Origin of the sequence: Williamsia herbipolensis (assembly GCF_000964005.1) — a bacterium.
Classification (GTDB): Bacteria; Actinomycetota; Actinomycetes; order Mycobacteriales; family Mycobacteriaceae; genus Williamsia_A; species Williamsia_A herbipolensis.
Genome location: NZ_JXYP01000005.1, coordinates 1 through 21077, shown reverse-complemented (window position 1 = coordinate 21077; position 21077 = coordinate 1). Strand labels below are relative to the sequence as shown.

The 21077-nt window shown below is 68.1% G+C and carries 25 protein-coding genes; 10 read left to right on the top strand and 15 right to left on the bottom strand.

Annotated features, from left to right (window positions below; translation table 11 throughout):
- Nucleotide 1: 1 nt before the first annotated feature.
- Together TU34_RS01370 and TU34_RS01365 are read right to left on the bottom strand one after the other, a co-directional pair.
- Nucleotides 2-1387, bottom strand: a complete 1386-nt coding sequence (locus TU34_RS01370) for a DUF2252 domain-containing protein (RefSeq protein WP_045821052.1) — start codon at nt 1385-1387, stop codon at nt 2-4.
- Nucleotides 1388-1535: 148 nt separating this feature from the next.
- Complete coding sequence (locus tag TU34_RS01365; RefSeq protein WP_045821051.1) at nt 1536-1964, bottom strand: hypothetical protein; 429 nt, start codon at nt 1962-1964, stop codon at nt 1536-1538.
- 129 nt (nt 1965-2093) lie between these two features.
- Between TU34_RS01365 and TU34_RS01360 the strand changes: the two genes are divergently transcribed.
- Complete coding sequence (locus TU34_RS01360; protein WP_045821050.1) at nt 2094-2489, top strand: VOC family protein; 396 nt, start codon at nt 2094-2096, stop codon at nt 2487-2489.
- A gap of 56 nt (nt 2490-2545) precedes the next feature.
- On the opposite strand, the gene TU34_RS01355 is transcribed toward TU34_RS01360, so the two are convergent.
- From TU34_RS01355 to TU34_RS01330, 6 genes are all read right to left on the bottom strand, one after another.
- Complete coding sequence (locus TU34_RS01355) at nt 2546-4072, bottom strand: NAD(P)(+) transhydrogenase (Re/Si-specific) subunit beta (protein ID WP_045821049.1); 1527 nt, start codon at nt 4070-4072, stop codon at nt 2546-2548.
- Nucleotides 4069-4374 (bottom strand): NAD(P) transhydrogenase subunit alpha part 2, encoded by a 306-nt coding sequence (locus TU34_RS01350; protein ID WP_045821048.1) that lies wholly within the window; start codon nt 4372-4374, stop codon nt 4069-4071. The genes TU34_RS01355 and TU34_RS01350 overlap by 4 nt, the downstream gene beginning before the upstream one ends.
- Nucleotides 4374-5456 carry a Re/Si-specific NAD(P)(+) transhydrogenase subunit alpha gene (locus TU34_RS01345; RefSeq protein WP_045821047.1) on the bottom strand — a complete coding sequence of 361 codons (1083 nt, stop codon included), beginning with the start codon at nt 5454-5456 and terminating at the stop codon, nt 4374-4376. Before TU34_RS01345 ends, TU34_RS01350 begins: the two co-directional genes overlap by 1 nt.
- A gap of 230 nt (nt 5457-5686) precedes the next feature.
- Nucleotides 5687-6562 carry an anti-sigma factor gene (locus tag TU34_RS22145; RefSeq protein WP_052688589.1) on the bottom strand — a complete coding sequence of 292 codons (876 nt, stop codon included), beginning with the start codon at nt 6560-6562 and terminating at the stop codon, nt 5687-5689.
- Nucleotides 6552-7127, bottom strand: a complete 576-nt coding sequence (sigK, locus tag TU34_RS01335; RefSeq protein WP_065973455.1) for an ECF RNA polymerase sigma factor SigK — start codon at nt 7125-7127, stop codon at nt 6552-6554. Before sigK ends, TU34_RS22145 begins: the two co-directional genes overlap by 11 nt.
- A 32-nt stretch (nt 7128-7159) precedes the next feature.
- Complete coding sequence (locus TU34_RS01330; protein WP_045821046.1) at nt 7160-8686, bottom strand: molybdopterin-dependent oxidoreductase; 1527 nt, start codon at nt 8684-8686, stop codon at nt 7160-7162.
- 290 nt (nt 8687-8976) lie between these two features.
- Between TU34_RS01330 and TU34_RS01325 the strand changes: the two genes are divergently transcribed.
- Entirely contained in the window at nt 8977-9654 is a 678-nt protein-coding gene (locus tag TU34_RS01325) for a fasciclin domain-containing protein (protein ID WP_045821045.1), read from the top strand.
- Between the two features lie 205 nt (nt 9655-9859).
- Here TU34_RS01325 and TU34_RS01320 read toward each other — a convergent pair whose 3' ends face one another.
- From TU34_RS01320 to TU34_RS01310, 3 genes are all read right to left on the bottom strand, one after another.
- The gene (locus TU34_RS01320) at nt 9860-11314 is read right to left on the bottom strand and encodes an FAD-binding protein (protein WP_045821131.1); all 1455 of its coding nucleotides are present in this window, start codon (nt 11312-11314) and stop codon (nt 9860-9862) included.
- A 76-nt stretch (nt 11315-11390) separates the two neighbouring features.
- Complete coding sequence (locus tag TU34_RS01315; protein WP_150116329.1) at nt 11391-11861, bottom strand: hypothetical protein; 471 nt, start codon at nt 11859-11861, stop codon at nt 11391-11393.
- The gene (locus tag TU34_RS01310; RefSeq protein WP_082079750.1) at nt 11843-12652 is read right to left on the bottom strand and encodes an RNA polymerase sigma factor; all 810 of its coding nucleotides are present in this window, start codon (nt 12650-12652) and stop codon (nt 11843-11845) included. Before TU34_RS01310 ends, TU34_RS01315 begins: the two co-directional genes overlap by 19 nt.
- Before the next feature lie 222 nt (nt 12653-12874).
- On the opposite strand from TU34_RS01310, the gene TU34_RS01305 reads away from it, so the two are divergent.
- The 8 genes from TU34_RS01305 to TU34_RS01270 all read left to right on the top strand — a co-directional run bounded on the left by TU34_RS01305 (nt 12875) and on the right by TU34_RS01270 (nt 17603).
- Nucleotides 12875-13357: an Asp23/Gls24 family envelope stress response protein gene (locus tag TU34_RS01305; protein ID WP_045821128.1), complete on the top strand. Its 483-nt coding sequence runs from the start codon at nt 12875-12877 to the stop codon at nt 13355-13357.
- Entirely contained in the window at nt 13354-13719 is a 366-nt protein-coding gene (locus TU34_RS01300; protein ID WP_052688585.1) for a hypothetical protein, read from the top strand. The genes TU34_RS01305 and TU34_RS01300 overlap by 4 nt, the downstream gene beginning before the upstream one ends.
- Nucleotides 13720-13723: 4 nt before the next feature.
- The gene (locus TU34_RS01295) at nt 13724-14041 is read left to right on the top strand and encodes a hypothetical protein (protein ID WP_150116328.1); all 318 of its coding nucleotides are present in this window, start codon (nt 13724-13726) and stop codon (nt 14039-14041) included.
- A gap of 88 nt (nt 14042-14129) precedes the next feature.
- Entirely contained in the window at nt 14130-14312 is a 183-nt protein-coding gene (locus TU34_RS01290; protein WP_045821043.1) for a DUF2273 domain-containing protein, read from the top strand.
- A complete protein-coding gene (locus TU34_RS01285; RefSeq protein WP_045821042.1) occupies nt 14305-14691 on the top strand; it encodes an Asp23/Gls24 family envelope stress response protein in 387 nt (128 codons plus the stop codon). Before TU34_RS01290 ends, TU34_RS01285 begins: the two co-directional genes overlap by 8 nt.
- A complete protein-coding gene (locus TU34_RS22140; protein ID WP_052688580.1) occupies nt 14688-15428 on the top strand; it encodes a DUF6286 domain-containing protein in 741 nt (246 codons plus the stop codon). Before TU34_RS01285 ends, TU34_RS22140 begins: the two co-directional genes overlap by 4 nt.
- Complete coding sequence (locus tag TU34_RS01275) at nt 15425-15997, top strand: Asp23/Gls24 family envelope stress response protein (RefSeq protein WP_045821041.1); 573 nt, start codon at nt 15425-15427, stop codon at nt 15995-15997. The genes TU34_RS22140 and TU34_RS01275 overlap by 4 nt, the downstream gene beginning before the upstream one ends.
- Before the next feature lie 451 nt (nt 15998-16448).
- Nucleotides 16449-17603, top strand: coding sequence for an ATP-binding protein (locus TU34_RS01270; RefSeq protein WP_045821040.1), 1155 nt, complete (start codon nt 16449-16451; stop codon nt 17601-17603).
- Between the two features lie 167 nt (nt 17604-17770).
- On the opposite strand, the gene TU34_RS01265 is transcribed toward TU34_RS01270, so the two are convergent.
- From TU34_RS01265 to TU34_RS23815, 4 genes are all read right to left on the bottom strand, one after another.
- Nucleotides 17771-20116, bottom strand: coding sequence for a heavy metal translocating P-type ATPase (locus tag TU34_RS01265; RefSeq protein ID WP_203225392.1), 2346 nt, complete (start codon nt 20114-20116; stop codon nt 17771-17773).
- Complete coding sequence (locus tag TU34_RS24065; protein WP_045821039.1) at nt 20113-20328, bottom strand: heavy-metal-associated domain-containing protein; 216 nt, start codon at nt 20326-20328, stop codon at nt 20113-20115. The genes TU34_RS01265 and TU34_RS24065 overlap by 4 nt, the downstream gene beginning before the upstream one ends.
- Nucleotides 20329-20357: 29 nt before the next feature.
- Nucleotides 20358-20651: a metal-sensitive transcriptional regulator gene (locus tag TU34_RS01255; protein ID WP_045821124.1), complete on the bottom strand. Its 294-nt coding sequence runs from the start codon at nt 20649-20651 to the stop codon at nt 20358-20360.
- A 125-nt stretch (nt 20652-20776) separates the two neighbouring features.
- The coding region (locus TU34_RS23815) for a hypothetical protein (RefSeq protein WP_045821038.1) at nt 20777-21077 on the bottom strand (301 nt) is incomplete at its 5' end.

The following is a 21077-nucleotide window of genomic DNA, read 5'->3' as shown; positions in this document are numbered from 1 at the left end:
CTCAGATCACCCCGTCGGCCGCCGCGGCGAGGAACTGCGCGTGATCGCGGTCGACCTGATCGGCGTAGTCGACCGCCCATCGGGCGATGGCGGTGTCGGCGGTGTCGTTCTTGCCGAGGTAACCGGCGATCTGCGCGAACGCCGGACTCTGACTGTGCGATCGGGCCAGCAGTCGCGCACAGAGTTCGCTGTAGCGGCGCAGTTCCCGCGCCTTCAGATCGGTGGCGTCGATCGATCCCTTCATGTCCCGGAACTGCCGCCAGTAGAACGCGCCCTCACGTGATGCGGTCCATCCGAGGAACGGGTCGGAGTTGGCCTGCAACACATGCGCACTCGCCACCACGCGGATCGCGTCACGCGCATCGGCCGGCGTGTGCTCGGTCTCGGGAATCACCGAGGTGAGGCCCCCGTTGGTCTCGAGCACCGACGGCGCGGCCTGCTTGAGCTGGAGCACCATCGGCTCATCCGACGGACCCTGCAGCAGCACGATCAGTGCGATGTTGCCGACCGAGCCGACACCCACCACACGTCGTGCGACATCGACGATCTCGAACTGCGACAACAGCAACGCCACGTCGGTGCGCACCGACGACAGGTAGTGGTCGAAGATCTCGTCGACGCGTTGCCCGGCGAGTTCGATCCGCTCGGGGTGCTGGGCGGACAGCGGGACCACGATGGGCGGGCCCGGCGTGATGCGGCGCCGGCCGTGGGGTCCGATCTCGGTGATCTTGTCGACGATCGAGGTGGCGGTCCGCCGCCGCGCCTTGGCCAACGCGGCGTCGATGACATCGGCCACCACGCCACCGGCGTTGTCGGCCAGCACCTCTGCGTCGACCGAGGTGTAGTAGCGGTCGATCACCGACTGCGACCCCGCCACGCGCAGCGCCCGGCGATAGGCCTGCGCGGCATCGGCGGCGAGCTCGGCCTGGTCGTCGCGGTCGGCGCCGTCGGCGCGGGCGCACAGGACCGCGCTGGTCACCAGCCGCTTCACGTCCCACTCCCACGGTCCGACGCCGGACTCGTCGAAGTCGTTGAGGTCGAACAGGATGCGGCGTTCGGGGCTGGCGTAGAAGCCGAAGTTGCCGATGTGGGCGTCGCCGCTGATTACCACGTCGACACCGGTGACCGGGATCGACGACAGGTCGGTGGCCATGATGTCGGCGGTCGCGCGGAAGAACGCGAACGGCGACTCGCTCATCCGCGCGATACGCAGCGGGATGAGTTCGGCGATACGCCCCTCGTGCTGCCTGCGGACGAGGTCGATCAGGTCGCGCTCGCCCGACGGCGCCTCGGCCAGCGTCGACCGACCGCGGGTCTCTCGCATCGCCTTGCCCATCGCGAACGACTCGTCGTGGTCATGGCGTTCGAGGAATCGATGAAAGGGCATGTGTCCGATGCTATCGCCGAGACGGGGCCCAGGAGCCCGATGGCCTGCTGTGCGTGACCGGGTGAGGTGGTCGGGCGGGATCGGGGGTCTCGATCCCACCCGACCTGCCCACGCCCGGGGGGGGAGGCGGGGCCTGGGGTCTCGGGTGTCAGCGAGGAGGACGCAGGACCTCGACGCTGAAGGAATAGTTGTTCAGCGGCTGTGGGTCTCGACCGTTGGCGTACACCGCAGAGGCGACGATCCCGGTGAAGGGGGTCGAGCCGAGCGTGCCGACGCGCTGTCGCACCGACTTCCCCGGGTCGATGCCGTCGATCAGCTCGGTGCCGCCGAACCGGTTCGGGAACGAGTTGATGTACGCGACGACCCCGGTGGCCCGGACGGAACCCACGTTGCTGATCACGACCGAGATCTCGCCGCGGGTGGCCGGATCGGTCGACACCTGCGGGCGCGAGATCGTGACGTCGGGTGCGCCGGTCGGTTCGGGAGTCGCCTCCGGTGCCGCGCCGGCGCTCGGGGCCGCAGCCACCGACAGCGCAGCGGCCGCCGCCGCGGCGAATGCGATGCGTCGTGTTCTCATCGAGCGACCTCCTGGTGGAACGTGTGCGTACCAACTGGCTACCAGCATGCTTTGCGCCGCGAAGGATGTCCAGTCCCCGATACGCAATCGCAACCTTTCGCACGTTCGTGCGGTCGTAGGGTTGCTGCCATGACCAGCAGAATCGACGTCCTTGCCATCGACTGCCACGACATCCGACTCATGGCCGACTTCTGGACCACGGTCCTCGGATGGGAGATCACCGAGGTCGACGGCGACGACTACCTCAGCATCGGACCGGCCGACGGATCCACGCCGACCATCGACTTCCTACGCGTCCCCGAGGCGAAGACCATCAAGAACCGTCTCCATCTCGATCTGCGCGCCGACGGGGTCACCACCGCCGAAGAGATCACCCGGGTGGAGTCGCTCGGTGCCACGCGCGTCGACATCGGCCAGGACCCCTCGGTCACCTGGACCGTTCTCGCCGATCCCGAGGGCAACGAGTTCTGCATCCTCGGCCGCACCTGGCAGGAGACCCACACCCCGAAAGCCGAACAGCCGTAGCAGTATGTCTCGCTGAGCGAGACGAACTGCTACGGCTGCAACGGTTCTGCGGGTGGTTAGAGGGCCTTGAGTTCCTCGATGACCTCGCCGACCGACTTCTTGGCGTCCCCGAAGAGCATCGAGGTCCCCGCCGCACCGAACAGCGGGTTCTCGATGCCGGCGTAGCCCGACGACATCGACCGCTTGAGCACGATCACCGATCGCGCCTCGTCGACGTTGAGGATGGGCATGCCGTGGATCGGCGAGCTCGGGTCGTTGCGGGCCGCGGGGTTGGTGACGTCGTTGGCGCCGATGACGATGGCGACGTCGGTGCGGCTGAACTCGCCGTTGATGTCGTCCATCTCCTTCATGGCGTCGTACTCGACGTCGGCCTCGGCCAACAGCACGTTCATGTGCCCGGGCATGCGACCGGCGACCGGGTGGATCGCGTACTTGACCTCGACCCCCTTGCCCTCGAGCAGCGACGCCATCTCCTTCACCGCGTGCTGGGCCTGCGCGACCGCGAGACCGTAGCCCGGCACCACGATGACCTGGTTGGCGTAGGCCATCTGGATCGCGGCGTCGGCGGCCGAGGTGGCCTTCACGGTGCCACCGTCGCCGGCGGGTCCGGCCGCGGCACCGTCGGCGCCACCACCGAACGAGCCGAAGACGATCGCGGGGATCGACCGGTTCATGGCCTTGGCCATGAGGTTGGTGAGGATGGAGCCCGACGCGCCGACGATCATGCCGGCGACGATGAGTGCGGTGTTGTCGAGCGCGATGCCCGCTGCGGCAGCGGACAACCCGGTCATGGCGTTGAGAAGCGAGATGACCACGGGCATGTCGGCACCGCCGATGGGTAGCACCACGAACAGGCCCATCACACCGGCCGCGATGAGCAGGCCGACGATCCACCACACGCTCGCGCCACCGCCGTCGGTGGCCTGGACGCCGAGGAACACCGCGATGGCGATCGACCCGATGAGCAGGACGATGTTCGCCGCCTGGAACAGCTTCGCGTTGCCGACGAAGAACTTCTCGACACCCTTGGGCAGGATCTCCTGCAGCTTCGAGAAGGCGATCAGCGAGCCCCAGAACGAGATCGACCCGATGATGGCCGCGATCAGCGATCCGACGACCAGCGGTGAGGCCGGTTGCTTGTCGCCGAACTCGGAGAAGCCGGAGGTCTCGATGAACTCCGACCACGCGATGAGCGCCACGGTGCCGCCACCGACACCGTTGAACAGCGCGACGAGCTGAGGCATCGCGGTCATCTTGGTCTTGAGCGCCGGCGGGATACCCAGTGCGACACCGATGATGAGACCGGCGGCGATGAGGATCCAGTTGATTGTCGGGACCTCGACACGGCCGGCGCCCTCGTCTGCACGGGCGCCCTCGTTCCAGACATAGAGCAGGGTCGCGGCGACCGCGATACCCATGCCGACCGCGGCGATCCAGTTGCCGCGCACGGCGGTCTTCGGACCGGTCAGCCCCGAGAGGCCGTAGATGAAGAGGCCGAAGGCGAGGATGTAGAGCGCCGTCACCACATAGGAGATGTTCTGGTTCGGCGAGTGCAGATCGGCCGCGAGAAGGACGGTGTTCACTTGGTGACCTCCTTCTTGCCCTTGAACATCCCGAGCATGCGGTCGGTGACGGCGAAGCCGCCGATGACGTTGAGCGTGCCGAAGACCAACGCGACGAACGCGATGATCCGTACGCCCCAGTTCGCGTCGGCGGGAAGGGCGCCGAGCACCACCAGCGCGCCGAGCACCACGATGCCGTGGATGGCGTTCGTGCCCGACATCAGCGGGGTGTGCAGGGTGTTGGGCACCTTGGAGATGACGGCGAAGCCCACGAATCCGGCGAGCACCAGGATCGCGAGGTTGGCCAGGAGTCCGGTGTACATCAGGCGTCGCCTGCCTCTCGGGTCACGCACGACTTCGCGAGCACCTCGTCGGAGAAATCCGGTGCGATCGAGCCGTTCTCGTCGAGCATCAGCTCGATGAGGGCGAGGAGATTCTTGGAGTAGAGCTCGCTGGCATGCTCGGGCATACCGGCGGGGAGGTTGAGGGGCGAGCAGATCGTCACGCCGTGCTTGACGACGTTCTCGCCGGGCTCGGTGAGTTCGCAGTTGCCGCCGGTCTCGCCGGCGAGGTCGACGATCACGCTGCCGGGCTTCATGCCCTCGACCGCGGCGGCGGTCACGAGGCGTGGGGCGGGACGACCGGGCACGAGTGCGGTCGTGATGACCACGTCGAATCCCTTGATCGCGTCCTCGAGGGCCTTCTGCTGCTGGGCGCGCTCGTCCTCGGTGAGCTCGCGGGCGTAGCCGCCCTCACCGGCGGCGTCGATGCCGAGATCGAGCCACTGCGCGCCGACCGACTTCACCTGATCGGCGACCTCGGGCCGCACGTCGTACCCCGTGGTGCGGGCACCGAGACGCTTGGCGGTGGCCAGTGCCTGCAGGCCCGCGACACCGACACCGAGGATCAGCGCGGTCGCCGGCTTCACCGTGCCGGCCGCGGTGGTCAGCATGGGGAAGTAGCGGGTGGACTGTTCGGCGGCGAGAAGCACGGCCTTGTAGCCGGAGACATTGCCCTGCGAGCTCAGTGCGTCCATGGCCTGGGCGCGCGAGATGCGCGGGATCGCCTCGACCGCGAACGCCTGCACACCGGCGGACTTGAGGGCGCCGATCTGGTTGGTCTGATTGCGCGGAGCGAGGAACCCGATGAGGGTCTGACCCGAGTGCAGTTTCGCGACCTCGTCGTCGGTCGGGGCGACGACCTTCACGACCAGATCCGCCGACCACGGGTCACCGATGGTGGCCCCGGCGTCGGTGTAGAGCGAGTCGGGGATGAGAGCACCCAGACCCGCTCCCGATTCGACGATCACGTCGACCTTCTTGTTCACCAACGACGCGACCACCTTGGGTACCAGCGCGACGCGCCGTTCCCCCTCCGCGATCTCGCGCACGACACCGACGCTCATATACCCACCTGTCTCACACTGCTGCACACGTGTTCACGACGGCGTCACGACGACACCGCGTGAGGCCGCGTCCGAGGGGTCACCGACGCAGGCACTTCGAAGGGCGAACGGTCACGATCGGCGACCGAAGGTTGAACGAAACATAGCACCGGACATCGCGGGGCGAGGTGCCCACCCGAGGGCCGCCAGATGACGACTGTCAGCGGAAACAGTCGCACGGACGAAACGTGTCAGATGGAGACAGCGGCGAGGACGTCGCCGGTCGGCTGCGGTGATCCCCCGCGGGGCTCCATGGTCATGCCGACCGTCCGCGACTGATCGAGTCCGTGGACGATCACCGGGGTCGACGCCGAGGCGTCGGTGATCAGGCCGGCCGACTTCGGTGCGTGCGTGTTCCCGATGAGCCACAGCTGATAGGTCTGTGCGTTCGCGGGGACCGGCGCACTGTCGAGCAGCACCACGGCAGTGTCCATCGACCGCGACGACGCCACCACGACCGTCCCGGGCATCCCGGTCAGCTGGGTGCGATGCATCTCGGCATCCTGCGCGCTCATCACCGATCGGAGCTGCTCGAGTTCGACCGAACCCGCCGCGATGGCCGGGCTGGACGGCTCCGGACTCGACACCGACGAGCGCCCGATGACCACACCGCCGATGACGAGCAACAGCGCTGCGGCGGCCGATGCCACCGACATCGCGAGCCGGCGTCGCCGTGTGCGCCGAGCGGCCAGCTCGTCGCCGTGGGACGGGCCGTCGGCGTGCGGCGCCTCGTCGACGGAGAGGGCGGGGATGTCCCGCGACGCCGGACCGGCGGCATCCGCCGGGACCGAGCGCAGCGGCCGGACCGCTCCGGGACGATCCGCACTCACGGCGTCGAGCAGCGATCGACGCACCGCCGACGGCGGCACGACGGTGTGTTCGGCGGCCATGCGCGCGATGGCGTCGTGCGTGCGACGGATCTCGGTGACCGCGGCGACGCGACGTTCGGGATCGATGGCCTGCAACGCGGCCTCGAAGGACGCGCGCTCGGATCGGTCGAGTGCGTCGATGGCGTAGAGCTCGAGCAGGTCGTCGACGAGCTCGCGAGGATCTCGGTCAGGCCTCATCGGAGGACTCCAGGCAAGACTTGAGTCGACGCAGCCCGTCCCGGATGCGTGATTTCACGGTGGGCAGCGCCGCCCCGAGCTTCTCGGCCACCTGCGGGTAGCTCAGCCCGCCGTAATACGACAGTTCGATGCTCTCCCGCTGGGTGTCGGTGAGGGTTCCCAGGCACGCGATGACCGCGCGCCGGTCCTCGCGGGTGACCACCGATTCGACGACCTCGTCGACCTCGGTCATCGCGTTCGAGACCGTGTACTGCGTCCCACGCCGCGACGACGCCTCCTCCGAGCGGACGCGATCGACCGCACGACGGTGACCGATCGTCAGCATCCACGACACGACCGAGCCCATGTCCGGTCGATAGTTCGCGGCGTTCTGCCATACCTGCAGGTAGACCTCCTGCAGCGTCTCCTCGGCGTACCCGGGATCGCGCAGCACCCGCAGGATGAGGCCGTAGATCCGTGGACTGGTCGCGTCGTACAGCGCTGCGAAGGCAGCCCGGTCGCGCGCAGCAGTCCTCTCCAAGAGGTCTGCCAGTTCCGGCAGACGCGCGAGAGAACGGTCGGTCACAGGACCGACAGTAGCTTGTCTGATTCATCGCCCTACGCAATCGTGAGGACACGGTTGTGCCAGCCTGTGGCGCCACCCGGGATCGGGGGCGTGCGTTCTTCGGTCTGCAGCTGTCCGGTTTTGTCGGTGGCCCTGCAGTAGACGGTGTGCTGGCCCGGTGTGGCCTGCCATCGGTACGACCACTGTCGCCAGGTGTCGTTCGAGTACTCCTCGGTGAGATCTGCGGGCTCCCACGGTCCGTTGTCGATCCGCACCTCGACCTTCGAGATACCGCGGTGCTGCGCCCAGGCCGTGCCCGCCAGGATGACCTCGCCGGCGGGGGAGCTCGAGAAGGGTTCGGGCCGGTCGATGCGCGACGCGGTCTTGATCGGCCCCTGCGCGCCCCAGCCGCGCTTGGTCCAGTACGCCTCGGCCTTGTCGAACCGCGTGATCTCCCAGTCGACGACCCACTTGCACGCCGAGACGAAGCCGTAGAGGCCCGGCACCACCTGGCGGACGGGGTACCCGTGTTCGAGGGGAAGGGGCTGCCCGTTCATGGCGACGGCGAGGATCGCATCGCGTCCGTCGGTGAGCGCCGAGATCGGGGACCCGGAGGTCCAGCCGTCGACGCTGGTGGAGAACAGCATGTCGGCGTCGCTCTTGACCCCGACACGCTCGAGGATCGACTTGATCGGGTAGCCGATCCAGGTGGCGTTGCCGGCGAGGATGCCGCCGACCTGGTTGGACACACAGGTGAGGGTGATGACCTTCTCCTCCGCCTGCATCCCCATCAGGTCCTCCCACGTGAGGGTCATCTCGTTCTCGACCATGCCGTGGATGCGCAGTTGCCAGTCCGCGGTCTTGAGGTTCGGGACCTGCAGCGCCGTGTCGATGCGATAGAAGTCGGAGTTCGAGGTCACGAACGGTGTCGCACCGGGAACCTTCAGGTCGGCGCCCGCGGGAATCGGGGCGGCCTTGCTGACCGGCGTCGGCAGCTTCAGCTTGCGGCGTTCGGCGATGGCGTCGCCGGCCTCGGCGATCTTCTTGCCCGCGAAGGCCACGGCCCCGGCGACGACGGCCACCGTCACCGCCGAGGAGAAGAAGAGTCGGCGCGAGAGGCCGTTCTGTTCCGGCGCCGCGGCATTGGTCCGGCCGAAGAAGCCGAGCAACGCGCGCAGCACGATGACGCCGACGACCGCCGCGACGATCGACGGGATCGAGTAGCTCGCGTCGGCGGTGGGTCGGGCCATGGCGGCGAACACACCGAAGGCACCGAACAGCACGATGAGCACCGAGCCGATCGGACGGGTGCGGCGTTCGACGAGACCGGCGACGACGGCGAGGACCGCGATGCCCACGGCCATGCCGGTCAGCAGCGCGATCTTGTCGTTGGTCCCGAACTGCCGGATCGCGAACTCGCGCACCGGAGCCGGCGCGTTGTCGACGAGATAGGAACCGACCGCGAAGTACGGGGAGGCATAGGACGAGACCGCGACAGAGACGATCTCGCCGGCCGCCAGTGCGGACCCGACGGCCACGAGGCCGGCCAGGGCGCCGCGGGCGGTCTTCTCGATTCGCATGATGGGCCTCTCGGTTGAAGATCGCTTGAGACGCATGTCGTCACCGCGCCGAGAGGAATTGCTGCCCGACCCGGCGAAATGCATGTGTCAAAGGTTCATCAAGCTATTCGACGCCGATCCCCGAACGGATGTCTGAACGTCGAGGTCAGTTTCCGATGACCGTTATCCGGCCGTGACATGTCAGATGGGTGGTGACGGATTCGAGACAACAATTTTCGGACCGGACCCATCCGGCTACCCGTAGGGTCCGAATGGCAAGTGACCGACAACACCAAAAGATTGGATAGGCAATGGCCCTCAAGAGGACCCAACGATTCGCCGTAGCAGTTGCAAGCCTGGGCATGGCAGTCGGCCTCGTCGCCGGTTGCTCCAGCGACGACAGCTCCGACTCCGCATCGTCCAGCACCGCCGCCACCTCGACCGCCGCGTCGTCGGCCGCCGAGAGCTCGGCCGCCAGCGCCGATCCGGCCGCCGATCTCGTGGGCTCGGGCTGCGCCTCCTACGCCGAGGCCAACGCCAGCGGCCCCGGCTCGGTCGGTGGCATGGCTTTGGACCCGGTTGCGACCGCAGCCTCGAACAACCCGCTGCTCAAGACCCTGACCCAGGCCGTCTCCGGACAGCTGAACCCCAAGGTCAACCTGGTCGACACCCTCAACAGCAGCCAGTTCACCGTCTTCGCGCCGGTTGACGATGCGTTCGCCAAGATCCCGGCGGCCACCATCGACACCCTGAAGACCGATGACGCCCTGCTGACCAAGATCCTGACCTACCACGTCATCCCGGGTCAGCTCTCGCCGTCGCAGATCGCCGGCACCCACAAGACCGTCGAGGGCCAGGACGTCACCGTCTCGGGCTCGGGCAACGACCTCAAGGTCGGATCCGGCAACGCCTCGGTCATCTGTGGTGGCGTCAAGACCGCCAACGCGACCGTGTACCTCATCGACTCGGTGCTCATGCCCCCGGCCTGATCACTTGATCACTGATGTACCAGCTGTGAACTGACGTATCGGACCTCCGGGTCCGGTACGTCACCCACGGACAACGGACCGAAGCCATCTACCCCTTGGCTTCGGTCCGTTTTCGTGTGTCCAGCCCCCGCCCCATCGACCGTGCACCTATCGCCGTCGAGCGGGCAGTTGTTCGCATCGATGGTGCGAGATGAGACGTCAAGCGTCAGGCTCGACCGGCTGCGTGCCTACCCGCGCGACGACCGAAGTAGGAGCCCTCGCCGAGCTGGGTTCCGCTGGCGTATCCCTTGCCGTCCTGTGCGATGTTGGCCGCGCCCGCGCCCGCCGCATAGAGCCCCGCGATCGGTGCACCCGCCTCGGTGAGGACCTCGCCGTCGACGCTGGTCGCCAACCCGCCCATCGTGAAGCCGGCGTAGAGCGCCTTGCCCAGACTCAGATCGAATGCCGCCCAAGGGCCCTCGGTCTGCGGCGCCAACCACTCGGGGCGCTTGTGGAAATCGGGGTCCTCGCCATCGGCGGCGTGGGTGTTGTACCGGTCCATCGTCGCGACCAGACGTCCGGCCGGGATCTCGAGGGCGGCCTCCATCTCCTCGATGGTCTCCCAGCCGTCGATGAACGAGATCAGCGGGAACGCGGGCCGTTCCATGTGTGCCTCATCGACGATCAGGTATGCCACGGCACCGGGCTGATCCATCACGAAACCCGATGTGCGCGAATGGTAGGAGTCCTCGGCGACGAAGCGATCACCGTCGGCGTTGACGATGAGTCCGGTGATGAGCACCGAGGGCGGGTAGACCGGCGCGGTCACGAACGTCTGGTCCATGTGCTTGAGCGCCGCGCCGACCGACGCACCGAGACGGATGCCGAGCCCGTCGTCGAAGGTGTTGCCGAGTGTGTAGGGCTTCTCCGACAGCGACGGCACGAACTCGTCGACCATCGACTCGTTCATGACGAACCCGCCGGCGGCGATCACCACGCTGCGCGCCCGGATCGCCCCGGTCTCGCCGAGCCGCTTCCACCCCGCGCCCACCACGGCGCCGGCGTCGTCGACCACGAGGTGTCGTGCGCCGGTGTCGTAGCGGATCTCGACGTCGAGATCGGCGAGGCGCTTCACGAGGAGGTCGATCACCATCCCGGCGCCCCCGGTGTCACCGGGGACGGGCACCTTGTGGCCGCGGGGCGCGGGGATGGCGATGTCGCAGAAGGGCCACACCTTTTCGTTGCCGGTGAACATGAGCCCCTCGGTGCCGGGCTGGATGACGGCCTTCTTGTCGTAGAAGCTGCGCTCGAAGTGGAAGCCGAGCGCTTCGAGCCAGTCGAAGTGCTCGACGCTGTCGCGACAGTAGGCGTGGATCTTGTCGGGTTCGGGATCGCGGCTGACCGCGGTGATGTACTTCTCCATCTCCTCGGCCGAGTCGGCGTGACCGGTCGCCTGCTGCACCGCGGTCCCGCCACCGAGATAGAAATGGCCGCCGGCCAGCGAGGTGGTGCCGCCGGCGACACCGGCGCGTTCCAGGACGAGCACCGAGGCTCCCGCGGTGGCCGCCTCGACCGCGGCGCACCCACCCGAGATGCCGCACCCGACGACGAGGACGTCGACCTCGTCGGACCAGTCGGTGATGTCGGTGTGACGGATGACCTCGGGGAGTTCGGCGCGCACCACATGTCCTCTCGCTCGTCGTCGAGGCGGTGGTACCGCCCGATCCGTCAACAGTAGCGAGATACTAGAACAGGTTCTAGTTCTTCCCGGTGGTCGAGGGCGGGCGCCAGTCGAGATCCATCCAGTCGACGTCGACTCGGCTCGCCGCGCGAGCACCTCGCACCTCTCCGAGGGTGGCCGCGAGGACCTCCCTGGTCACCCCGCGGGCCCGGTCGGCGAGCGCGCCGAGGTCGTCGTCGTAGCGGCACATCAGACCGAGTCGGACACCGGTCACCTCACGCTCCTCCGAGGTCACCGCGACCTCCAGCACCGGCCGCGACACCTGGCGACGGATCTCGATCATGATCACCCGACGCACCACGCGGTCGGTGACGACGACCGAGGTGCGGTCGGTCGCCAACTCCGAGCGGGAGTGCGACAGTCTGCGCGCCGAGTCGATGACCCGCGCGGTGAGCCGCTCGACGTCGGACGCCGGTGGATCCAGCTCACGGCCCGCCTCGACGATCCACTTCTCCGACCCCTGATCGCTCACGTCCGTGATTGCCATGTGGTCTCCGATGTCGGTGGATCCTGGGTGGTCGGTGAAGGTGCGGTGTCCGGTGGGTCGGCGGTGGTCGACGACCTGCCCTGTCGGCGTGGGGCACGTCCGGCCGGTGGATCCGGGCGTTTCGGGGGATGGGTTGACTGCGAAGGGCGATCCGGCCCGGCAGGGTCGCGTCCGGGCCGCCACGGCTCCATCCGTTCGGCGAGGCGCGCCCGGGTGCGCTGGAGGTGTCCCCGCACCGAGTTGGGCGTGATGTCGAGGACGCGGGCGATCTCCGGGTGCGACAACCCCTCCATCTCCCGCAGCCACCAGGTGGCGCGCGAGAGATAGGGCATCTCGGCGAGCTCGCGTTCGAGTGCGTCACGCAGGGACGTGCCCATCGCGTCGTCGAGAGGGGTCGGCGACGACGACGGGATCGCGGTCAGGAACTCGTCGTCGGCGGCCACCTCACTGCGACGACGGCGCAGGTCGATGATCTTGCGATGCGCGATCGAGAACACCCAGGTGCGGAAACTGCTCTGGAATCCGAACCGCGGTAGCCCCTTCCACGCGGCCAGCAATGCCTCCTGCACCACGTCCTCGGCGTTGCCGGCATCGGAGACCATGCGCCGCGCGTACCGCAGCAGCATCGGCAGGGTTCGTCGGACCAGTTCGTCGAAGGCGGCCCGGTCGCCGACCGCGGCCGCCCGCGCAAGGGTCTCGTCGGACTCGTCGGCGATGTCGACACCGGAGCGTTCGGCACCGGGGAGATCGTGGGGGTCGGGATTGCTGCGGGCGGGGTCTGCCGGAGCCACCGGATCCTCGGTCTGCACGTCTGGGCCTCTCGCCGAAGGTGTGGGCCACGTCACGTCTCACCCCGCGTGCAGAACCGGCGCGGCCACCGACTCAACCATTACACCGGATCGCACCCCCGTCCGTGACAGGACGTTCGATCCGACCCGGTGCACGACGTTCGATCCAATCGAGTCCGGTCTGTCGAAAAGACCGCTCTCATGTGTTGACATGAAGGAGTGCAGATGACCACACCGTCCACCACCACGACCTCTTCGGCCGCAGCGAAGGTCTCCCCCAGCAAGGAGGTCTCCGAATCGCACCGTGACCTCGTCGGAGAGCACGGCCGCACCACCATCGCCGATCAGGTCGTCTCGAAGATCGCCGGCATCGCCGCCCGCGAGATCGAGGGCGTCTACGACCTCGGCGGCCAGGCCGCCCGCATCGTCGGCCGCGTCCGCGAGGCGATCCCGGTCGGCGGCGGCCAGAGCATCACCCAGGGCATCTCGGTCGAGGTCGGCGAGAAGCAGGCCGCAGTCGACCTGGGCCTCGTCGCCAACTACGGCGTCGCGATCCACGATCTCGCCGCCGCGGTGCGCTCCAACGTCATCAACTCGATCGAGCAGATGACCAGCCTGGAGGTCACCGAGGTCAACATCGCCATCCACGACATCCACTTCGAGGACGACGAGACCACCGGCGAGACCGCGGAGCCCCGGGTCCAGTGAGTTCCGACGCCGAGGTCGCCGACGCGGTGGTCGCCGCCGCCACGTCGGTGCCCGGCGTGACCGGCCTGAACTCGGGCCGGTTCGGCGAGGTGGCCACGTACGCGGCCGGTCGTCGCATCGTCGGTGTCCGTCTCCAGGAGTTCAGCGGCGAGGTCCACATCGAGGTCGATCTGTCACGCAACGTGATGGACACCGCGGAGGGAGTCCGCGCCGCGACCGAGAAGGCCTCCGGGCGGACCATGACCGTCATCGTCGAGGACGTGACCGTCGCCGACCCGCCCGCCGGCGAACACGCCGAGCACGAGGACGTGCCCGGCGCGCAGGATCCGTCCGGTCTCTCCGCGGCCGATGGTGATCGCTGACCCGATGCCTCCGCCCTCGGACTACGCCGCCCGACGTCGGGCCGTGATACGTCAGTACCACCCCGACGTCGGCGGCGATCCGCAGGCACTGCATCGTGAATTGGCGCGACTCGACCGGGAATTCGGTCGAACCACAGGTGTCGACCCCGGCACCTCCCGGCCCACCGGTGCCGCGCCCCGTGCGACGGCGTCGCCGCGTCCTCGCGTGCGACCCACCTCGCGGATACGCCGCCTCCGACGCTCGACGGTGAGGACCATCGACGCGGTGCGGGCCAGGCTCCCGCGCTCGGTCCCCGGCGCCAAGCGATACTTCGAGATCTGATCCACCGAACATCGGTTCGCCCCCGGCGAGTCGCACCGGTGCCGATCACCCACCATCCACCGTCACACCGACCCATCAGGGGAACCACATGAACAACAACGCGACCATCGGTCTCATCGTCGGCCTGCTGCTGGCCATCGCCGCCACCACCGGCGGATTCGGCGGCTTCATCCTCGCCATCGTGCTCGGCGCGGTCGGCCTCGCCGTGGGTCTGCACCGCGACGGCACCATCGATCTCTCCGGGCTCCTGCGGAGCCGCAACCGTGGCTGACCCGACCACCGGAGCCGCCCCAGGCGTCACCGACGGCGGCGGTCCCGGAACCACCACGATCCACGACCGGGTCGGCGAGCAGATCGGCCGCGCGGCCGCGTTGTCCATCGAAGGCGTTCTGCGCCACCGCGGATCACTCGGTCTCATCACCGGCGGCGACCACCCGAAGGTGTCGATCGACATGTCGCGTCCCCACCCGGACGTGAAGGTCGACATCGCCGTGCGCTGGCCCACCCAGGTGACCGCCCTCTGTCAGGAGGTGCGGGCCCTGGTCCACACCGAACTGGCGCGACTCACCGGCGTCACCCCGCACCGGGTGGACGTCACGATCGCCGACGTGATCGTCGCCGAGACGAGTTCGCAGAGGAGAGTGCGATGACCACACCCACGTCGCAGGGCACGCCCGACCCCGGTCCGGCGCCCCGCCTGAAGAAGATCGTCCCGCCCACCGCCACACCCGGCGCTGTCTGGATCACGTCGCTGTTCGCCATCGCGCTCATCGCCCTCGGCGGTGTCGCCATCCGCGACATCTGCGTCGACCAGAAGTGGATCACCGGCTCGGGCTGGATCGCCGCCGCCTCGCGGTGGATCGGCGACCTCTCGTGGCAGGGGTGGTTCTGGGCCGTCGCGATCGCGCTCATCGTCGTCGGGCTGTTCTTCGTGTGGACCGCGATACGACCGCGGTCGAAGACGCACATCGCCCTCGACGGGGCAGGCACCGTCGACGGCTACTCGCCGAGCACGTGGACCCGCAAGGTCGACGTCGCCCGCCGCGCGAGTGCCGTGGCACGACAGAGCGCCGGGGTCACCCGCGCCGACAGCACGGTGAAGCGCCGCAAGGTGGTCACGCGCATCACCACCACCGACGAGGCCCCGGCCTCGGCCGATGAGGTCCGCGCGTCAATCGCCGCGTCCATCGCGACGGTTCTGCCAAAGCACACGGTGAAGGTCAAGACCATCACGATCAAGACCCCGAAGTCACAGACGCCGCCACCCGCGGCCGGCCGACCGAGCCTCCCGGAACCGATCGTGGAGAACTCGGCCGACGACGAGACCGCTCCGGCGACGACATCCACCGGCGCCACCGTCTCGACCACCAAGGAGGTGCACTCGTGAACGTGTTGCCCGCCGGTGTGAACCGGCTCATCACACTGCTCCTCGGACTCGTGTTCATCGCCGTGGGTGCGGTCGCCATCGCGTGGGAGCTCAAGGTCCAGCAGGTCCGCGACCAGCTCGACAAGATCGACCTGGGGTGGTTCGACCGCACTCCGGACCAGAGCTGGTGGCTGTACGTCCTCATCGGGATCGCCGTGGGCGGCATCCTCATCGGACTGCTGCTTCTCGCGCTGAACAGTCGTCCCCGCAAGACCGGGACGGTCGTCCTCCCGGGCAGCGACGGATCGGGCACCCTGGCCGTCAACCCCGGCAAGATCGCGAACGCCGTCGCCGACGATCTCGCGCGGCACCGCCTCATCACGTCCACGCGCTCGCGGGCGATCGATGACCGTAAGCGGGTGATGCTCGAGATCACCGTCGAGGCCGAATCGAATCGGGACTTCGCGGAGATCACCGAGGTCGTCGGTCGCGCCGAGCAGCAGATCGCCGCCGCACTACCGGGCAGCGAGGTCCGCCCGCGTTTCCAGATCCACATGTCGACCCCGAAGAAAGCCACACGCGTCGACTGACGATCACCGTCACGCACGAGGGGCCCGAGGCATCACGCCTCGGGCCCCTCGTCGTCTCCGCTCACCACTGTGGGTGCCCGAGACGCTCAGCCACAATCTGTTCGCGAGCCGCTGTTGCTATGAGCAGCAGGCGATCCGGCAGCGCTGACGTTCATGCCTTGTCGCGGTTGGCCGACTGCGCTCGGGCCACGAGTGCGATCACTGTCATTGATCAGAGCCTTGGCTGTGTCGCGGATACTCTCGGATACACCGAGAGCAACCGCCGTGGCGATGAAGGTCAGCGGGTCACTTGATAAGCCTTCTGAAGGTGTTCTTGCGACGACCCTGGAACCGCCCTCCGAGAATTCGAAGAGCGGCGCACAACGTCATCCATCCGCGCCAGGCGTGTACTCATCTGTATCGATGTATAGCATTTTCGCTATAAAGCGCTACAAACTGCTATAGTCGAGTCATGGATCCTGCGCTGAACCCCTACACCCCCGGCTCGGGACGTCGACCGCCGTCGTTGCAGGGACGTGATCGCGAGATCGATGCGTTCGATCTGCTGGTCGCGCGCGCCAAAGCCGGACATTACGACCGTGGCATGATTTTGAGCGGTCTGCGAGGGGTCGGTAAGACGGCGCTGCTCAATCAATTGCGCGGGCAGGCTGAGCGCCATCAGTGGTACACGGTGAAGATCGAGGCCCAGAATTCGACGACTGGGTCGAGGCTTAACCACAAACAGCTCGCGATTGGCTTACGCAACGGGATGCGCAAGTTCAGCCGTGTCCACGCCCTCAAACAGGCCGGCGAGCAGGTGATGTCGCTGATCGAAGGGTCGTCGCTGTCGGTGGCCGGGGTCTCCGTGTCCGCGCGGGACAGAGACGCCGTTGAAGACACCCTGTTCGATATCGAAGAGATTGTGGAAGCGGTCTGTGAGCTGGTCGCCACCAAAGGTGTGGCACTGGCCGTGTTCGTCGATGAGATGCAGGATCTCGACGCCGACCTCACCGCCGGGTTGATCGTCGCCCAGCACCGGGCGAATCAGGAGGGCTGGCCCTTCTATGTCATCGGGGCCGGACTGCCCAACCTGCCATCCGTGCTCGCGGAGTCCCGCTCGTACGCCGAGCGGCTGTTCTTCTACTCCACGATCGGCGCTCTCGGTCCGGACGCCGCCCGCGGTGCCCTTTCTGATCCCGCCGCTACAGTCGGCGGCCGGTTCCTCCCCGACGCGCTCGACCTGCTGCTTGCCGCGACCGAGGGCTACCCCTATTTCCTCCAGGAGTTCGGATCCGCAGCCTGGGAGGTCTCCGCTGCCTCGCCTTTTGGCACTGACGACGCAGCGGCGGCAATCGAATTCGGCACTGCGCACCTGGATCAGGGCTTCTTTCCGTCGCGCTGGGACCGCGCGACGCCGGCAGAGCGTCGCTACCTGCGCTCGATCGCCGAGACCGGGCAGACTGCGCCCCGAACCGCTGAGCTGTCCATCTCGCAGAACACCGCAGGCCCCCTGCGTGCTGCGCTGATACGCAAGGGCATCGTCTACTCCCCCGAACACGGACGCATCGCGTTCACTGTGCCCGGCATGTCGGGATTCATCGCCCGCCAACCACACAATGACGAGTAGAAATGGTCATCACGTCGAAGCACGCTGTGGCCGACGCCGTCGAATAGCGACCCGAGTTCCTTGCTCGACTGATACCCATCGCCTCAATTAGCTGCTCATGCCGACGCCGTGAGGCCTGCTCAGCGTTCCGGCATGCGACGCCTCGGGCTTGAGGTGGTGCCTGCGTTCTACCGACGACCGAAGCTGCGCAGCCGCAGGCTGTTCGCCACCACGAACACCGACGAGAACGCCATGGCCGCCCCCGCGAACATCGGGTTCAAGAGTCCCGACGCGGCGAGCGGCAGAGCGGCGACGTTGTAACCGAACGCCCAGAACAGATTCGCCCGGATCGTCGACAGGGTCCGGCGCGACAACCGGATGGCGTCGACCGCGACCCGCAGGTCCCCCGACATCAACGTCAGGTCGGACGACTCGATGGCGACGTCGGTGCCGGTACCCATGGACAGGCCGAGGTCAGCCTGGGCCAGGGCGGCGGCGTCGTTGACGCCGTCTCCGATCATCGCCACCCGCGCCCCCTGCGACTGCAGGTCGCGCACGATCGACACCTTCTGCTCCGGCACGACGCCGGAGTGCACGGTGTCGATGCCGACCTCGGCGGCCACCGATCGTGCCGCACCGTCGTTGTCACCGGTCAGCAGGATCGGCGTGAGACCGAGCTCCCGAAGCCGTGCGATGGCATCGGCGGCACCGGGTTTGACCTCGTCGGCCACCACCACGACCCCGCGGACCGCATCGCCCCACCCGACGGCGATGGCGGTCGCGCCGGAGGCCTCCGCCGCGTCGATCCGGTCGCGCAGGTCGGCGTCGATGTCGCCTCCGGTCTCGCTTGCCACCCAGCCGACGCGGCCGGCGACGACGTCGACCCCGTGCACGCGGCCACGCACGCCGTGGCCGGCGACGTTGTCGAAATCGGTTGCCTGCGTGAGGTTGCGGAAGCTGGTGCGTCCGGCCGCCGCGATGGCGCGGGCGATCGGGTGCTCGGAGAGGCTCTCGACCGACGCGGCGACCTCGAGGACCCGGTCGGCATCCGCGCCGACAGATCCCACGACGTCGGTGACGGTCATGACGCCGGTGGTGACGGTGCCGGTCTTGTCGAGCACCACGGTGTCGACGCGGCCGGCGCGCTCGAGGACCTGCGGTCCACGGATCAGGATGCCCAGTTGCGCACCACGCCCCGTACCGGCCATCAGCGCGGTGGGTGTGGCCAGACCGAGGGCGCACGGGCACGCGATGATCAGCACGGCCACCGCCGCGGTGAACGCCGCCGAGAGTCCGCCGCCGGCGATGAGCCATGCGGAGAAGGTCACGACCGCGAGGACCAGCACCACCGGGACGAACCAGGCGGAGATCGCATCGGCGAGACGCGCCACGTTCGCCTTGCCGTTCTGCGCGTCCTCCACCAGCCGGGCGATCTGTGCGATCTGGGTGTCGGCGCCGACGGTGGTGGCCCGGACGGTGATGGCACCCGAGGTGTTGACGGTGGCGCCGACCACCCGGTCTCCCGGGCCGACGTCGACGGGCACCGACTCCCCGGTGATCACCGACGCGTCGACCGCCGACGTCCCCGCCACGACCTCACCGTCGGTCGCGATCTTCTCCCCGGGCCGTACGACGAATCGATCGCCGACGACGAGATCAGCGGTGTCGATGGTCTTCTCGACCACACCGTCGGGTCCGTCGACGAGAACGGTGGCCTGTTTCGCGCCCAGTTCGGCGAGCGAGCGCATGGCGGCGCCGGCCTGTCGGGTCGAACGCGCCTCGAGGAAACGACCGGCCAGCAGGAACGTCGTGACCCCCGCGGCGACCTCGAGATAGATGTTCGCCGAGGCGTCCCCACGTTCGAGCGTGAACGAGAACCCATGGCGCATACCGGTCATCCCGGCCGAGCCGAAGAACAGCGCGTACAGCGACCAACCGAACGCGGCGAGGATGCCGATGGAGACGAGGGTGTCCATCGTGGTGGCGCCGTGGCGCGCGTTGGTCCACGTGGCACGGTGGAACGGCCACGCCCCCCACACCACCACCGGTGCGGCGAGGGTGAGCGACAGCCACTGCCAGTTGTCGAACTGGATCGCCGGGATCATCGCGAGCGCGACCACCGGGATGCTCAGCGCCGCACTGATGATCAGGCGTTGCCGCAGGGCGGCGGCGTCGCCGCCGTGGTCCATGTGCCCGCCGTGCCCGCCCTCGGAGTCGTGGTGGCCGTGCTCGGCGGCGGAGTCACCGCGGGTGTGCGGGGGCCGACGCGTCGACGCCGAATACCCGGCCGCAGCAACGACATCGGCAAGGTCGGAGGTGCTCACCGATTCCGGGTGATGCACCTGCGCGGTCTCGGTGGCGAAGTTCACCGTCGCCTCGACGCCGTCGACCTTGTTGAGCTTGCGTTCGATGCGCGACGCACACGAGGCACACGTCATGCCCGCGATGTCGAAGACATCGGTGATCGTGCCGGCGTCGACGGCGGCCTCCGACCGGTCGTCGGTGTCGACGGCGGCCTCGCCCGAGGCGGTCACGGTGTGACCAGCTCGTACCCGGCCTCGGTCACCGCCGCGGCGATCGCCGCGTCGTCGATCGGGCCGGAACCGCGTACCGTCACCGCGCCCGAGGCCAGGTCGACCGCGACCTCGCGGACGCCGGGCACCTCGGAGACCTCTTCGGTCACCGAGGCGACGCAGTGCCGGCAGGTCATGCCGCGCACGGTGTACGTCGTCGTGTCGTCGTTCATGCTGTGTCCCTTCGAGATTTGAGCTGGAATCAGGACTTGACGAGGCGGGTGATGGCATCCATCGCCTCGCGCACCTTCACCTGGCCGAGGTCGTCGCTCTCCTGGGCGGCGTTGATCACGCAGTGGTTCATGTGTTCCTCGAGCAACCCGAGGCTGACCGCCTGCAGAGCCTTCGTCATCGCGGTCACCTGGGTGAGGATGTCGATGCAGTAGGCCTCTTCGTCGACCATCCGCTGCAGTCCGCGGGCCTGGCCCTCGATCCTGCGCAGACGCTTGAGGTAGTCGTCCTTGCGCTGGATGTAGCCGTGCTGTGCACCGTCCATGACCGCGATCCCTTTCACCGGCGTGATACCCCCATCAGGTATACACCTCGGTCGCAAAGTACGGTACCCCCCTACGGTATTACCGACGACGCAGCGGATGACACGTCGCGCTCATGGCGCGGGCGTCAGCGGTCGGTGCGACCCTCGGATCGGGAGCGTTCGAGGCGCATGGCCTCGGCGAGGCGCGACAGCGCCGCCACGACCTCGTCGAGCGCGTCGGGCACCGAGGGCGCCGCCGGGACATCGCGGTGCGCATCGACATCCGGTGCCGTACGGACCGCGCGACCACGCAGGTTCGGGATGTCGCCGGTCGGGAAGTCGCCCGCGAGGATGTCACCGCTCGAGAACTCGCGACCCGGGACGTCGACCGCAGGAGCCGGGGGGCGGCTCGCCTCGACGCGGGGCGGATCGGCGAGCGGGTCGGTG